The sequence below is a fragment of the Hymenobacter sp. APR13 genome, assembly GCF_000737515.1.
Classification (GTDB): Bacteria; Bacteroidota; Bacteroidia; order Cytophagales; family Hymenobacteraceae; genus Hymenobacter.
The window spans coordinates 4,791,028-4,806,501 of record NZ_CP006587.1 but is presented as its reverse complement, the minus strand read 5'-3'; the positions used below and the strand labels follow the sequence as shown (position 1 = coordinate 4,806,501).

Below are 15,474 nucleotides of genomic sequence, written 5' to 3'. Positions count from 1 at the left end.
CTGTTGCCGTAATCACTACCAGTGCCGCCGGCGCTTCTTGGCCCATTGGTCGTCCCCTGTTACGGTGTAGGCGGCCACAAATGTGTCAAAGCCGCCCGCGCTGGTCAGCGATGTGCCGGCAAAGGAGGCAGAGCTGCTGGCGAAAAAGCCCATCACGAACACGCGGGTGCCGTCGGTGGCAATGCCCTTGCCCTCGTCCGTGCTAGTGCCCCCGGCTCTTTTAGCCCATTGATCGTCCCCGGCCACGGTGTAGGCGGCCACAAACATGTCGCTGCCGCCTACGCTGGTCAGCGATGTGCCGGCAAAGGAGGCAGAGCTGCTGGCGAAAGGGCCCGTCACGAACACGCGGGTGCCGTCGGTGGCAATGCTATTGCCGTTATCCGTGCTAGTGCCCCCGGCTCTTTTAGCCCATTGGTCGTCCCCGGCCACGGTGTAGGCGGCCACAAACATGTCGTTGCCGCCTACGCTGGTCAGCGATGTGCCGGCAAAGGAGGCGGAGCTGCTGTTGAAGGAGCCCGTCACGAACACGCGGGTGCCGTCGGTGGCAATGCTATTGCCGTTATCCGTGCTAGTGCCCCCGGCTCTTTTAGCCCATTGATCGTCCCCGGCCACGGTGTAGGCGGCCACAAACATGTCGTTGCCGCCTACGCTGGTCAGCGATGTGCCGGCAAAGGAGGCGGAGCTGCTGTTGAAGGAGCCCGTCACGAACACGCGGGTGCCGTCGGTGGCAATGCTGTTGCCGTTATCCGTGCTAGTGCCCCCGGCTCTTTTAGCCCAGAGCCAAGAGCTGGTGGATGGGCGGTAGCAGGCCACAAACACGTCGGTGCCACCCACGCTGGTGAGCGTGATGTTGCCAAAGCTGGCGCTATTCATGAAAGAGCCCGTCACGAATACGTCGCCCGTTGGCCCCACGGTCGTGGCCCTTGCTGAAGAGGTGCCGGTGCCGCTTACGGGCAGCACGGATTGCCAGGCCGGGGCCTGGGCGCGGGTGTGGCCAGGTAGCAGGGCTATAATAGCTAGCAGTAGTAAAGCCAGCCGGCACAGGCCGGCCTGCGCCGGCCGCTGGGTGTAGTGTTGGAGCGGGCCGCCCGGCGGGCGGCCGCTCCTAAGAGAATATGCGTTTCGCATAAGGTGAAAGTGAAGAAGATGGAAAAAGCACTCAGCCGCCGGGCACGCGCCCGGCCGGAGAATGCACAAAGTTCCGACCGCCTCCCACCCGCCTGCAAACCCGGCGTGTCCCTATTCATGGGGACAAATCACATGATTAATCGAATAATATTATGTATCTTTTAAATAATCTGCGTTTTGTCCCCAAAAATGGGGACACGGCCGATGGTGCGGGCCCGGTTCGGGCCGCTCACTTTTGCGCCGGTAGGCCTGCCGTGCGCCGCTGCGGCCGCCGTCATTTTCTGCCTGCCGCTGTCCTCCCTTCGCCATGTCCTTTTCCGATTTCCCCGCCCCCGCCTCGCCCCTGGGCGCGGCTCTGCCGGCGGCCCCCGCCAGCCCGCTGCGCCTGGCCCTCGTCGAGGATGATGCCACCATCCGTGAGCTGCTGCACCGCTACCTGAGCGCCTGCCCCGAGTTCCACTGCGTCATCATCGCCGACAGCATCGAGCAGCTCTGGCGCGAGCTGGCCCTGAGTTTGCCTCCCCAGCTGCTGCTGCTGGATTTGAGTTTGCCCGGCCAGAGCGGCCTGCAGGCGCTGCCGTCGCTGCTGGCCCGCTTTCCGGAACTGCAGGTGCTGGTGCAGACCACCAACGACGCGGCCGACACCATCTACCAGGCCCTGCGGCTGGGCGCGCGCGGCTTCGTGGTGAAAAGCGCCACCCCGCTGCCGGCCTACCGCCAGGCCCTGCTCGACGTGGCCGCCGGCGGGGCCGTGATGAGCCCCTCGGTGGCCCGTAAGATGCTCACTCACTTCACGCCCGTGCCCTCGCAGCAGGAGTACCTGCTCTCGGACCGGGAGCGGCAGGTACTCGAAGGGCTGGTGGCCGGCCGCACCGAGAAGCAGGTGGCCGAGCAGCTGGGCATCGGCGCGGCCACGGTGCGCACCTACGTCGTGCGCCTCTACAACAAGCTCCGCGTATCTAACAAGGCCGAGCTGCTGGCCCGCGCCACCCGGGGCATATTGTAGGGATTGTCAGGGATGCGGGATTAAGGATGCAGTGAGCAGGCAACCGGGGCACGAAAGCCAACCCTGCGGCCGGCGGGTACGTCTAGGGTAGCTCATCTGCTCCCCTGCCTTCCGTATGGAACTCTACAACACCCTGTCGCTGCTCATTGTAGTGGCCGCCGTCTTCGGCTACCTAAACTACCGGTTCGTGAAGCTGCCGGGCGTCATCGGCCTGATGGTGCTGGCCCTGGTTTCCTCGCTGGCCGCCATCGGACTGGGCAAGCTGGGCGTGGGCTGGGTGCTGCAGGCCGGCGAGCTGGTGCGCGGCCTCGACTTCAATACCATCCTCATGGACGTGATGCTCAGCTTTCTGCTCTTTGCCGGGGCCCTGCACGTCGATGTGGGCGCGCTGGGCCGGCAGGGCGTAGCCATCGGCACCATGGCCACGGTGGGTATTCTGCTCTCCACGTTCCTGATCGGCACGGCTTTCTACTACCTGCTGCCGCTGTTCGGGCAGCCCATCGACTACATCTACTGCCTGCTGTTCGGGGTGCTCATCTCCCCCACCGACCCCATTGCTGTGCTGGGCATCCTCAAGGAAGCGCGCATCGACAAGTCGCTGGAAATCCGCATCGTGGGCGAGTCGCTGTTCAACGACGGCATTGCCGTGGTGGTGTTTCTGAGTTTGTTTCAGATTGCCCAGTTCGGGCCCGAGCGCGCCACGGCGGCCGTTATCGGAGAGCTGTTTCTGGTGGAGGCCGTGGGCGGCATCGTGCTGGGCGCGGTGCTGGGCTACGCCGCCTACTGGGCCCTGCGCACCATCGACAACTACCAGGTGGAGGTGATGATTACGCTGGCCTTGGTGATGGGCGGCACGGCCCTGGCCAAGGCCCTGCACACCTCCGGGCCGCTGGCCATTGTGGTGGCGGGCCTGATTGTGGGCAGTGAAGGCCGCCGCCTGGGTATGTCGGATATCACCCGCGAGTACCTCGACAAGTTCTGGGAAATTCTCGACGAGATTCTCAACGCCGTGCTGTTCGTGCTCATCGGCCTGGAAATGCTCATTCTTGATATAAGCCGCACCACGCTGCTGGTCGGGGTGGTGTCGATTGGGCTAGTGCTGCTGGCGCGCTGGGTATCGGTGGGCGTGCCGCTGGCGCTGCTGCAGCGCTTCTACCCCTTCGACCGCCGGACGCTGCGGGTGCTCACCTGGGGCGGGCTGCGGGGCGGCATTTCGGTGGCCCTGGCTCTGTCCTTGCCCGAGTCCATGCCCCGCGACCTGCTGGTGGGCGTCACGTACGTGGTGGTGATTTTCAGCATCATCGTGCAGGGCCTCAGCATCGGGCCGCTGGTCAAGAAGATGGGGTTGAGCACCGGCCCGCCCCCCGACGACCAGTCCGGCCACTAACTCCCGCGCCCCATGAACCGACTACGCGCCCTGTGGCAGAATCTGAATGCCAGCCTGTGGTTTGTGCCCACGCTGATGGTGGCCGGCAGCCTGGTGCTGGCCTTCGGGCTGGTGCTGGCCGAGCCGTTTCTCGACCACGACCAGCTGGCCAAGTATCCTTTGCTGTTCGGGGCCGGGGCCGACGGCGCCCGCGGCATGCTCACGGCCATTGCCGGCTCCATGATTACCGTGGCCGGCCTGATCTTCTCGCTCACGCTGAGCACGCTGGCCCAGGTATCGAGCCAGTATACCTCGCGGGTGCTGCGCAACTTCATGCGTGACCGGACCAACCAGCTGATTCTGGGCTTCTTCGTCAGCATCTTCGCCTACTGCCTGATAGTGCTGCGCACCATCCGGGGCGGCGACGAGGGCCGGTTCATCCCGTCGCTGGCGGTGGGCGCGGGACTGGTGCTGGCGCTGCTGAGCATCGGGGTGCTGATTTTCTTTATCCACCACATGGCCTCCTCCATTCAGGCCGCCAACATCATCCGCAACGCCAGCCAGGAAACCGAGGCGGCCATCACGCGCCTGTTTCCGGAGGCGCTGGGCGGGCAGGCCAGCGCCGCCGAGGCCAGGCAGCTGCTGGAGCAGGCCGGCGAGCTGCGCTGGCAGCCCGTGCCGGCGCGCGCCACCGGCTACGTGCAGAGCATCAGCGAGGACAGCCTGCTGGCGCTGGCCCGGGAGCTGCAGGGCGTGGTGCGGCTCGAGCACGGCATCGGCGGCTTCGTGGCCCGGGGCGCGGCGCTGGTGTCGGTGGCCCGCTACGGCGCCCACCCCGCCCCGCTGCCCGACGAGTTGACCGGGCAAATCAACCAGCTATTCAGCCTGGGCAATCAGCGCACCATCGAGCAGGACGCCAGCTTTGGCCTGCGCCAGATCGTGGACATTGCCCTCAAGGCCCTGTCGCCGGGCATCAACGATACCACCACGGCCATCATCTGCGTCGACCACCTGGGGGCGCTGCTGGCGCTGCTGGCCGACCGGCAGCTGCCCGAGCCGCTGCGCGTGGCCGACCGCCAGGTGCGCGTGGTGGCGGTGCGGCCCTCGTTTGAGAAGATGGTAGCCACGGCCCTCGACCAGATCCGCATCAGCGCCGAGGCCAACCTGGGCGTGTACCTGCGGCTGCTGACGGCCCTGGCCACCGTGGCTCAGCGCACCGACCACCCGGAGCGCCGCGCCGCGCTGCGCCAGCAGGCCGACCTGGTAATGGCGGCGGCCGAGCGCACCCTCAGCACTGACTACGAGCGCCAGCAGGTGCGCGAGCGGCGCGCCGACCTGTTGCTGGGCTAACGCCCGCCGCGGGGGCAAATTCCGGTGGCCTTTTTCCTGCCCCTCACCTTTTCACTGCACCCGAATGGATCAGGTTTTCTTCACATCCTGGACCAGCATTGCCCGCACGCTGGTGGTGGGGCTGGCCGCCTACGCCGGGCTGATGGTGCTGCTGCGCATCTCCGGCAAGCGCACCCTTACCAAGATGAACGCCTTCGACCTGGTGGTGACCGTGGCGCTGGGCTCCACCCTGGCCACGGTGCTGCTCACCAAAAGCGTGGCGCTGGCCGACGGCCTGACCGCCTTTGGGTTGCTAATTCTGCTGCAGTACAGTATCACCTGGCTGTCGGTGCGCTCCAAAACGGTTAGTCGGCTGGTGAAGTCCGAGCCGACGTTGCTGGTGTATCAGGGGCAGTTTCTGGGGGCAGCCCTGCGGGCCGAGCGCCTTACCGAAGACGAGGTGCTGGCCGGGCTGCGGGCGCAGGGAGTGACCTCGGTGGCAGATGCCGCCGCCGTGGTGCTGGAAAACAGCGGCGAGCTTACGGTGCTCAGGCAAACCGCGCCGGGCCCGCAGTCGGTGCTGCGCAGCGTGCCGGGGCCGCACCAGCCGCAGTAAGGCGGCGCCAAGGCCGCTTTGATCGGCTGGCTTCAGGCAATAGGCCCGGCCTTACTCCTTGGCGGGCTGCTGCTCGTCGGTGGCCGGCTCCGGGTGGGCGGCGGGCAGGTCAGCGCGGGCCGACGGCACGTCGCCCGGGCCGGCGGGCCAGCCCTCGCGCTGCAGCCGGCGGTTGCCGTCGGTGGCTTCGGTCTGGTCGTGCAGCAGAATCTGCTGGGTGGGGAAGGGCAGGTCGATGCCGTGGGCGGTGAGCTTGTTTTTGATGGCTTCCAGCACCCGGTCCTGGGCGTCGAGCACGTCGGCCTGGCGGGGCGGGTCCACCCACCAGCGCGCCCGGATGTTCACCGAGCTGCCGGCCAAATCCATCACCAGCGCTTCGGGTGCGGGGTCGGTCATGACGCCTTCCACCTCGCGCATGGCCTCCAGCATCAGGGCCCGGGCCTGGGCAATGTCGTCGCCGTAGCCGATGCCCACGTCGTACTGCAGGCGGCGCTTGTCGTAGGCCGTGTTCACGGTCACGGCGTTGGTGAACAGCTCGGCGTTGGGGATGATAACGCGGCGCCCGTCGTAGGTTTTGATGGCCGTGGCCCGGGTCTGGATGTCCTCCACGGTGCCCTCAAATTCCTTGTACTTGATCTGGTCACCGATCTTGAACGGCTCGGTGAGCAGCAGCAGCACGCCGGCCAGAAAGTTCTGGAAGATGTCCTTGAAGGCGAAGCCGATGGCAATGCCGCCCACCCCCAGCGCGCTGACCAGGCTGGCGGGCGTGAAGCCGGGCAGAATGATGGTCACGGTCACGAGCACGCCCAGAATGAGCATGCCCACGTAGGAGAGGCGGCTGAGCAGGCGCACCAGACTCTGGCTGCTGCTGCGGCTACTGGTCACGCGCTGCACCAGCGCGCGCGCGCCGCGGGCCAGCAGCATAAACACCACAAACGTGACCAGGCCAAAGACGATGTTGGGCAGGGCCAGCATCAGGTCGCGGCCAATCTGGTTGAGCTTCTGCCAGGCAAGCGAGAAATCCATAGGGCGGGGGTTGCTATTGCCGGCTCATACGCAGCCGCCGCATAAATTGTCGGGCTTCCGGTTACCTTTTTGCCGCCGCGGCAGGGCCTGCGTGACGAGTGGTGGCTGCTGGTGGGAATGGTTTGCCGATGCCCGGCACCGCGACTCAGGCCGGCCACGGGCGCAACGAAATAAGGCACCCGTCCGCCTGGCGGCAGGCATTGACAGGCGCCTGCGGCCGGGCTAACATCAGCGCACAGCCGCCGGGTTCGTGGTGGTCACCGGGGCCCCGCCGCCCAGGGCGCGGTACAGGTCGATGAGCTGCAGGAACTGCTCGCGGCGGGTGGTGGTCAGGTTCAGCTCGGCTTCCAGGGCGCTGCGCTGGGCGGTGATGACTTCCAGGTAGGTGGCGTAGCTGGCCGTATAGAGGTCGTTGGAAATGTCCACGGCCTTGGTCAGGGCGGCCACTTCCTGCTGCTGCAGGGCGTACACGCGCTGGTAGTTATGCAGGCCCCGCAGGCTGGTGGTCACTTCCTCAAACCCGGTCTGGATGCTGCGCTGGTACTCGAAGTAGGCAATGCGCTGCCGCGCGGCCGACTGGGTGTACTCGGCCCGCAGCACGTTGCGGTTGAAGAGCGGGGCCGATACGCCGGCCAGCAGCCCGTAGGCCAGCGAGCCGGGCGTGCTCAGCAGCAGGGAGGCTTTATAGGCGTTCAGCCCCACGTACGGCGACAAGGTGAACGAGGGCAGGAAGGCGGCCCGGGCGGCGGCCACGTCGGCCTTGGTGGCCAACAGCGCCAGCTCGGCCTGCTGCACGTCGGGGCGGCGCAGCAGCAGCTCGGCCGGCAGCCCCGCCGAAAGGGCCGCGGGCAATGGCTGCTGCTGGATGGGCAGGCCCCGGGTAATGGGCTGCGGATAGCGGCCCAACAGGCGGTTGAGCTGGTTTTCGGTGGCCAGGATGCGCTGCTGCACTTCCACCTCGCCGCTGCGGGTGCGCAGCAGCTGGGCCGTGAACTGCTGCACGGCCAGCTCGGTGGCCCGGCCGCCCAGCTTCTGCAGCTTCACGATTTCGAGGGCCCGATTCTGCAGCCGCTCGTTTTTGCCCAGCACGTCCAGCTGGCTGTCCAGCGTCAGCAGCTCGTAGTAGAGGCGGGCCACCTGGGCTACCAGCGCAGTTTGCACCAGCCGGCGGCCCTGCTCCGTGGCCAGCATCCGGGCCAAGGCGGCCCGGCGGCGGCTGCGCAGCTTGCCCCACAAATCAATTTCCCAGGTACTGCGCAGCCCCAGGAAGTAGTCGGGGGCGACGGTGGGCAGCTGGCGGCCGTCGTTGGTGGCGTTGTAGCCGGTGCCGCTGAGGGTGGCAAACCGGTCGGCGCTGGCGGCGGCCACGCCGTTGACGGCCGGCAGCAGCGCGCCCCGGGCCGCCTGTACACTGGCGCGGGCCACTTCCACCCGCTGCACGGCAATCAGCAAATCGGGGTTGGCGCGCAGGGCCGTATCAAGCAGCCCAATCAGGTTGGGGTCCGCAAAGAACTGCTGCCAGGGCTGGGCGGCAATGGACGCGGAATCGGTGGCGGGGGAAGCGCCTGCCGCGCCGAAGGTGGCCGGCACGGCCGTGGCGCGGGGCGTGAGCACCGGCTGTATGGTCTGGCAACTGCCCAGGGCCGCCAGCGTGAGCAGTCCGAATAAGCGTTTGAAAGGCCGGTTGGCTTGTGCTGATGTCTCCTCTCCTTTAGAGAACAGGCCGGCAAGTGAAGGGCGGAACAGAGTCATAGCGCAGGATTAGGCGGCCGCGTGGGCGGGCTCGGGGTGGGCGGCGGGAACGGGATGAGCCGTGGGCTCGGCAACGGGCTGGGCGGGCTTTTTGTCGCGGGCAAACAGCACGTACAGGCCCGGAATCAGCACCACTCCGAACAAAGTGCCGATGAGCATGCCGCCCGCCGCCGCCGTGCCGATGCTGCGGTTGCCCATGGCGCCCGCGCCCGTGGCAATGCACAGCGGAATCAGGCCGGCCACGAAGGCGAAGGAGGTCATCAGGATGGGGCGCAGGCGGGAGCGGGCGCCCTCCACGGCCGCGTCCAGCACCGACAGGCCTTCCTGCTGCCGCTGCACCGCGAATTCAATGATGAGAATTGCGTTTTTTCCCAGCAAACCAATCAGCATCACCAGGGAAACCTGGGCGTAGATGTTGTTTTCCAGCCCCAGCAGCTTGAGCGCCAGAAACGCGCCGAAGATGCCGGTGGGCAAGCTCAGCAGCACCGGCAGCGGCAGCAGGAAACTCTCGTACTGGGCCGCCAGCAGCAGATACACGAACACCAGCACGATGCCGAACACGTAGAGCGCCTGGTTGCCGGAGATGATCTGCTCCCGGGTCATGCCGCTCCACTCGAAGGTGTAGCCGCGCGGCAGCTCTTTGGCCGCCACGGACTCAATGGTTTTGATGGCGTCGCCGGACGAGTAGCCGGGGGCGGTGTCGCCGTTGAGGGTGGCCGAGGTGTACATGTTGTAGCGCGTGAACTGCTCGGGGCCGTACACCCGCTCCAGGCGCACGAACGTGGAGTAGGGCACCATCTCGCCCCGGTTGTTTTTCACGTAGAGCTTCAGCAAGTCCTCGGGCTTGGTGCGGTAGCCGGGCAGGGCCTGCACCATCACCTTATACATCTGCCCGAAGCGGATAAAGCTGGCGGCGTAGTTGGCGCCCATCAGGGTTTGCAGCGTGCCCATGGCGCTGGCCACGGTCACGCCCTTCTTGGCGGCCAGGTCGGCATCCAGGTGAATGAGGTACTGCGGGAAGGTGGGGTCGAAGCCGGAAAAGGTGTTTTCGATGGCCGGCGTGTTGTTGAGGGCCTTGATGAAGCGGTCCGTCACCTCGTCGGTGCGGCGCAGGTCGCCGCGGCCGGTGCGGTCCAGCACCCGCAAATCGAAGCCGCCGGCGTTGCCGAAACCGGGCACCGTGGGCGGGGTAAAAAACTGCACCTGCGCCCCGGTGATGTGCCTGGTTTTGGTCCGCAGCTGGGCCATCAGCTCGGTCACGGATTCCTTACGCTCGTCCCAGCTTTTCAGGTTGATCATGCCCATGCCGTAGCTGGCCCCCGACACGTCGTTCATCAGCGAGTAGCCGGCCAGCGTCGATACCGATTCCACGGGCTTCAGGGTCTGGGCCACGCGCTGCACTTCCTGCAATACCTGCTGGGTGCGCTCCATGGTGGCGCCGGGCGGCGAGGTCACGTTGATGTACACCATGCCCTGGTCTTCGCTCGGAATAAAGCCGGTGGGCAGCACCGAATTAACGCCCCAGGTGGCCGCGAAGAAGAACAGCAGCAGCGCCACCGTCACCAGCCGGCGGCTGGCCACCACGCGCACCAAACGCTGGTAGCCGTCGGCAAACCGCTCGTAGCGGCTATTGAAGCCGGCGAAGAAACGGCCCAGCAGGCCGGTGCGCTCGGCGTCGGGGGTGGGCTCCTTGAGCAGCAGCGCGCACAGCGCCGGCGTGAGCGTGAGGGCGTTCAAGCCCGAAATGACGATGGAAATGGCCAGCGTGAGCGAAAACTGGCGGTAGAATACGCCCACCGGCCCGCTCATAAACGACACCGGAATAAACACCGCCGACATCACCAGCGTGATGGCCACAATGGCCCCGCTGATTTTGCCCATGGCTTCCAGCGTAGCGTCCATGGCCGAAAGGTGCTTTTCGTGCATTTTGGCGTGCACGGCTTCCACCACCACAATGGCGTTATCGACCACAATGCCGATGGCCAGCACCAGCGCAAACAGCGTGAGCAGGTTGATACTGAAGCCCAGCAGCTGCATGAAAAACAGGGTGCCGATGAGGGCCACCGGCACGGCCAGCGCCGGAATCAGCGTGGAGCGCCAGTCCTGCAAAAACAGGTACACAATTACGAACACCAGCAAAAACGCCTCGAACAAGGTGCGTACCACCTCGTGAATACTCGCGTCGAGGAAGCGCGACACGTCGTAGCTAATGTTGTAGGTCATGCCGGGCGGGAAGCTGGTGGCTTTCAGCTCGGCCATGCGGGCTTTTACCTGCGCAATGACGTCGGAGGCGTTGGAGCCGGGCAGCTGCTTGAGCAGGATGGCGGCCGAGGGCTTGCCGTTGCTCTTGGACAGCATCCGGTAGGTCTGCACCCCAAACTCCACGTCGGCCACGTCCTTGAGGCGCAGCACCGAGCCGTCGGCTTCGGCCCGGATGACGATGTTGCGGTACTGCTCGGGCTCGAACAGCTTACCCGTGTAGCGCAGCACGTATTGCAGCACCTGGGCCGAGCGGCCCGAGCTTTCGCCGGTGCGGCCGGGGGCCGCTTCCACGCTCTGGGTCTGGATGGCCTCCACAATCTCGTCGGCGCCCACGCGGTAGGCCAGCATCCGGTCGGGCTTGAGCCACACGCGCATAGCGTACTCGCGGCTGCCCTGGATTTCGGCCAGGCCCACGCCCTTGATGCGCTTGAGCTCCTGCAGAATGTTGATGTCGGCGAAGTTGTAGATGAACTGCTCGTCGGCCGTGGGGTCGTCGCTGACGATGTTCAGGTACAGCAGCATGCTGTTCACTTCCTTCTCGGTCACCACCCCGGCCTTAATCACCTCCTGGGGCAGCTCGTCGAGAATGGTGGTGACGCGGTTCTGCACGGCCACGGCGGCCAGGTCGGGGTCGGTGCCCACCTCGAAGAACACCTCCACCAGGGTGGTGCCGTTGTTGGTGGTCACGGTGTTCATGTAGGTCATGCCCGGCACCCCGTTGATAGCCCGCTCCAGCGGCGTGGCCACGGCCTTGGCCGATACCTCGGCGTTGGCCCCGTTGTATTTGGCCCGCACCGTCACGGAAGGCGGCACGATGTCGGGGAACTGCGTGACGGGCAGCGTAAACAGCGCGCCCACGCCCAGCAGGGTGATAAACAGCGAAATAACCAGCGACAAAACCGGCCGTCTGATGAAGATAGAAAACATAGAGAAGGTGTGTAGTGAGGAGGTGGTGTGCCGCTGGTTGGGGTAGGCCGTCATGCTGAGCTTGCCGAAGCATCTCTACCGTAATTCAACGAAGCGGTAGAGATGCTTCGACTGCGGCTGCGCCTTCGCTCAGCATGACGGGCTAGTAGTCATGACGTGCCAATGAACTGACCGGCTACAAAGCGGTGGTCAGGCTGGCGAGGGTCACCGGGCGGGGCGTGATACGGGAGCCGTCGCGCAGATCCTGCACGCCTTCGCACACAATCCGCTCCCCGGCTTTCAGGCCGCTATCCACCACGTAAAAGGCGTCGAGGCGGCTCTGGGGCACGAAGTTGCGCTGGCGCACCTGACCCTGGGCATCCACCACGTACACGTAGTTCTTGTCCTGCTGCTCGAACACGGCCTTCTGGGGCACGAGCAGCGCGTCGGTCACGGTGTTGGCCAGGCGCACCTTGCCGGTGGCCCCGTGCTTGAGCAGCCGCTCGGGGTTGGCGAAGCGGGCCCGGAAGGCAATGGCCCCGGTGCCGGCCTGAAACTGGCTTTCCACCGTCTCGATCTGGCCGGTGGGGGCGTAGAGCGTGCCGTCGGCCAGCACCAGCCGCACCTGGTTGGTACGGCGGGCCGAGTCCTGCCGGCGCGTTTTCATGTACTCCAGATACTCCGCCTCCGACACGTTGAAGTAGGCAAACACGGCCCGCGTGTCCGACACGGTGGTCAGCAGCGTGCCGTCGTCGATGAGGCTGCCTACCTTCAGCAGCTCCCGGTTCACCACGCCGTCAAACGGGGCGCGGATGGTGGTGTAGCTGAGCATGAGGGCGGCGTTGGAGGCCGCCGAACGGGCTTCCTCCACCGTGGAGCGGGCGGCCGTGAGCTTAGCCTGGGCCACGTCCAGCTCGGTTTTGGAGATGATGTTCTTCTGGGTCAGCATCCGCACCCGGTCCAGCTCCAGGCTGGCCACCCGGGCCTGGGCCAGGGCGTTGTTGAGCGTGGCCTGGGTGCGCGCCAGCCGGGTTTTGTACTCGGCGTCGTTGAGGTGGAACAGGGCCTGGCCCTGGCGGACTTTCTGGCCCTCATCCACGTAAATCTTCTCCAGAAAGCCCCGCACCCGCGCCCGCAGCTCCACATTGCGGGTGGCCTGCACATCGGCCACGTACTCGCGGCTGAGCACCGTGTCGCGGGCCGAAAGCTGCACTACGGGCAGGGAAAGCGGCGCTTCCGTGGCGGTGGTAGATTCGGCCGCGCTGTCGGCGCCGCAGCCAGCTAGGGTGGCAGCGGTTAACGGTAACAGCAGCAGCCAGCGGAAAGGAAATCGAGAAAGCATATAGTCAGGCTTGAGAAGAATCAGAGAAATCCGGCCCCGGTCAGGGCCGGGCCAGCGAGTCGGGGGCGCCACTGGCGTACCGCGTGGCCTGCTCGCAGACCGCCAGCCGGGCCCGGGTGTGGGCCAGCTCCAGCTCGGCCTCGGCCACCGTCAGCTCAGCGTCGGCGGCGTAGTCCGGGGCAGCCTCCAGCTGCTGCAGGCAGTAGAAGTTCAGGGCCACCGACAGTAGCAGCGTCCCCAGCAGCAGACCGATGAGCAGGCGGTAGCGAATGGCAATGGGCATGGGCAGGCGGCATCAGATGATGCTGCAAACCACCCCCGGCGAGGTTAAAGCAACATGAGCGCGGGATTAAAAAACATTAAAAACCCCGCCGACCCCTCCCTCCCACTGCCGGCCTATTACGCCCCAAAAAAAACCGGGCCCTCCCAGTCAGGGAGGGCCCGCACAGGCCTTTTACCGGCGGCAGCCGGTCTTGAAAAAAGCTGCCCCGCTGCCTGACTCCGGTAGCCGGCTCAGGCAGCGGGCAGCTCCAGCACCACGGTGGTACCCTGGCCCGGGGCCGAGGTCAGCTGCACGTCGCCGCCGTGCAGGCGCACAATCTTCTGCGTGATGGACAGCCCCACGCCGTAGCCGGGGCGCGAGCGGGCATTTTCGGCACGGTAGAGTGGGGCGAGCACCTGCGCCAGCTCGGCGGGCGCAATGCCGATGCCCTGGTCGGCCACCTCCAGGCGCAGGCGGGTGGGCGCGCCGTAGCGGAGGGTGGCCTCCACCGGGCCGGCGGAGTACTTGCAGGCGTTGTCGAGCAGGTTGAAGATGGCCGTAGTCAGCAGGCGGGCGTTGCCGGGCACCACAAACAGGGCGTCCGGCAGCGGGGCCGGCAGCTCGCCGAAATGCAGGCGGATGACGCGGCCGGGGTACTTGCCCTGACAGTAGCTCAGAGCCTGGGTGAGGCAGTCGTCGAAGGATACCGGCTCGCGCTGAAACGAGGCATCGTCGGCTTGGGCCAGCGCCAGCAGGCTGTTGCTCAGATCAATGAGCTTGCGGATCTCCTCCACGGCCGAGCGGATGCTGGCCTGGGTCTGGGGCAGGTCGGGGTCATAGGCCAGCGAGGTTTCCAGCGTGCCCAGCAGCGTGGTCAGGGGCGTGCGCAGCTCATGGGACGCGTGGCTGACAAAGCTTTTCTGCGACTCAAACGCCTGCTCCACCCCGCCCAGCATCTGGTTGAAGGTGCGGGCCAACTGGGCAATTTCGTCGGTGCCGTTGCCCTCCGCCACGCGAGTGCTCAGGCGGGCCGCCGTGATCTGCTCCACCTGCCGCACCACCCCCGAAATGGGCCGCAGCGCCTGCTCGGCAAAATACCAGCCCGCCAGAATGATGAGCACCAGCGCCCCCACGTTGCCGGCCAGCAGCAACAGGCGCAGCTGTCGGAGCTGCTGCTGGCCGGCCGGGTCCTGGCCGGCGGCAAACACGTAGTAGAGCTGGCCGCGGTAGCGGAAAGTGCTGCCCACGGTTTCCTGGCCTTCGGCCGTGAAGCGCAGCGGCCGGCCCGGCCGGATGCGGCTCAGCTGCCGGGAGTTTTCCTTTTGGCTGAGGCCGTCGGCGCTGGTGTAAAGCAGGTGCTGCCCGGCGTCGTAGATGCTGACCTGTTCGCCGGGAATCGTGAGCAGGTCGCGGCGCCGGAACACTGGCTGCGGCCGCGGCTCGCTGGCTTCCAGCGCCTGCTGGCGCACCAGCAGACGGGTGGTCATGGTGGCCTTGCCCAGCAGGCGGCTGGCAAAGCGCTGCTCGCGGGCCGAGGCCTGGAAGTAGTAGATAAACCCCGACAGAATCAGCTGAATGCCGACTACCAGCAGGGTGAAGCGTAAAATCAGTTTGTTGCGAATCAGCATCCGGCAGGGTCTCTGGGTTAGCCTTCACGCAGCACGTAGCCCATGCCCACCACCGTGTGAATGAGCTTGGTGGCGTAGCCTTTGTCGAGCTTCTTGCGCAGAAAGCTCACGTACACGTCAATAATGTTGGTGTTGGTGTCGAAGTGCAGGTCCCAGACCTTCTCGGCAATGTCCACCCGCGAAATCACGCGGCCGCGGTTGCGCAGCAGGTATTCCAGCAGGCTGTATTCCTTGGTGGTCAGCTCGATGCGCTGGCCGGCGCGCGTTATGCGCTTGGTGTCCAGGTCCAGCTCCAGGTCGGCGGCGCCGAGCACCCGCCGGCCCGCGCCGGGCGAAGAGAGGCGGCGCGTGAGGGCGCGCACGCGCAGCAGCAGCTCCTGAAAGGCGAAGGGCTTGGCCAGGTAGTCGTCGGCGCCGGCCCCGAAGCCCTCCACCTTGTCCTGCAGGCTGTCCAGGGCGGTGAGCAGCAGCACCGGCTGGTGGGGGTGCGTGGCACGGATCAGGCGGCACAGCTCGAACCCGTTATGATACGGCAGGTTCACGTCGAGGATGGCAACGGCGTAGGGGTTCTGCTGCAGCAGCGACTTGCCCATGCGTCCGTCGTAGGCCACGTCCACCTCGTAGCCCTCACTCTCGAACCCCTTTTTTACGAACGAGGCCAGCTTGGGCTCGTCTTCCACCAGTAGTATTTTCATGCTTTACACTGCCTGAGCACGGCGCCCGGAATAAGCGCCCGTCAGCAGGGTATACGCACCCGGCCGGCAAGCGGCGTAGTTTTGTGCTGCCAGGCAAGGGTCTGGCGCCGCTCGCCGGTACCCGGCCGGGCACTTGCCGGATGCTGCCACCTGGCT

At 66.0% G+C, this 15,474-nt stretch carries 12 protein-coding genes; 4 read left to right on the top strand and 8 right to left on the bottom strand.

Annotated elements, in window-relative coordinates; translation table 11 throughout:
* Positions 1-15: 15 nt before the first annotated feature.
* Positions 16-1,128 carry a hypothetical protein gene (locus N008_RS20230; RefSeq protein WP_156109443.1) on the bottom strand — a complete coding sequence of 371 codons (1,113 nt, stop codon included), beginning with the start codon at positions 1,126-1,128 and terminating at the stop codon, positions 16-18.
* 307 nt (positions 1,129-1,435) lie between these two features.
* On the opposite strand from N008_RS20230, the gene N008_RS20225 reads away from it, so the two are divergent.
* The 4 genes from N008_RS20225 (at position 1,436) to N008_RS20210 (ending at position 5,445) form a co-directional block, all read left to right on the top strand.
* Positions 1,436-2,134: a response regulator transcription factor gene (locus tag N008_RS20225; RefSeq protein ID WP_044018058.1), complete on the top strand. Its 699-nt coding sequence runs from the start codon at positions 1,436-1,438 to the stop codon at positions 2,132-2,134.
* 115 nt (positions 2,135-2,249) lie between these two features.
* Positions 2,250-3,521, top strand: a complete 1,272-nt coding sequence (locus N008_RS20220) for a cation:proton antiporter (RefSeq protein WP_044018057.1) — start codon at positions 2,250-2,252, stop codon at positions 3,519-3,521.
* Between the two features lie 12 nt (positions 3,522-3,533).
* On the top strand, positions 3,534-4,850 hold the full coding sequence (locus tag N008_RS20215; RefSeq protein WP_044018056.1) for a DUF2254 domain-containing protein: 1,317 nt from the start codon (positions 3,534-3,536) through the stop codon (positions 4,848-4,850).
* A gap of 64 nt (positions 4,851-4,914) precedes the next feature.
* Complete coding sequence (locus N008_RS20210; RefSeq protein WP_044018055.1) at positions 4,915-5,445, top strand: DUF421 domain-containing protein; 531 nt, start codon at positions 4,915-4,917, stop codon at positions 5,443-5,445.
* A gap of 51 nt (positions 5,446-5,496) precedes the next feature.
* Here N008_RS20210 and N008_RS20205 read toward each other — a convergent pair whose 3' ends face one another.
* From N008_RS20205 to N008_RS20175, 7 genes are all read right to left on the bottom strand, one after another.
* Positions 5,497-6,471, bottom strand: a complete 975-nt coding sequence (locus N008_RS20205) for a mechanosensitive ion channel family protein (RefSeq protein ID WP_044018054.1) — start codon at positions 6,469-6,471, stop codon at positions 5,497-5,499.
* 228 nt (positions 6,472-6,699) lie between these two features.
* Positions 6,700-8,223: a TolC family protein gene (locus tag N008_RS20200; protein WP_081910917.1), complete on the bottom strand. Its 1,524-nt coding sequence runs from the start codon at positions 8,221-8,223 to the stop codon at positions 6,700-6,702.
* 9 nt (positions 8,224-8,232) lie between these two features.
* Positions 8,233-11,412: an efflux RND transporter permease subunit gene (locus N008_RS20195; protein WP_081910966.1), complete on the bottom strand. Its 3,180-nt coding sequence runs from the start codon at positions 11,410-11,412 to the stop codon at positions 8,233-8,235.
* A gap of 175 nt (positions 11,413-11,587) precedes the next feature.
* The gene (locus tag N008_RS20190; protein WP_044018053.1) at positions 11,588-12,733 is read right to left on the bottom strand and encodes an efflux RND transporter periplasmic adaptor subunit; all 1,146 of its coding nucleotides are present in this window, start codon (positions 12,731-12,733) and stop codon (positions 11,588-11,590) included.
* A 40-nt stretch (positions 12,734-12,773) separates the two neighbouring features.
* Positions 12,774-13,016, bottom strand: a complete 243-nt coding sequence (locus N008_RS20185; protein WP_044018052.1) for a hypothetical protein — start codon at positions 13,014-13,016, stop codon at positions 12,774-12,776.
* A gap of 230 nt (positions 13,017-13,246) precedes the next feature.
* The gene (locus N008_RS20180; RefSeq protein ID WP_044018051.1) at positions 13,247-14,623 is read right to left on the bottom strand and encodes a sensor histidine kinase; all 1,377 of its coding nucleotides are present in this window, start codon (positions 14,621-14,623) and stop codon (positions 13,247-13,249) included.
* A gap of 17 nt (positions 14,624-14,640) precedes the next feature.
* Entirely contained in the window at positions 14,641-15,318 is a 678-nt protein-coding gene (locus N008_RS20175; protein ID WP_044018050.1) for a response regulator transcription factor, read from the bottom strand.
* Positions 15,319-15,474: the final 156 nt, after the last annotated feature.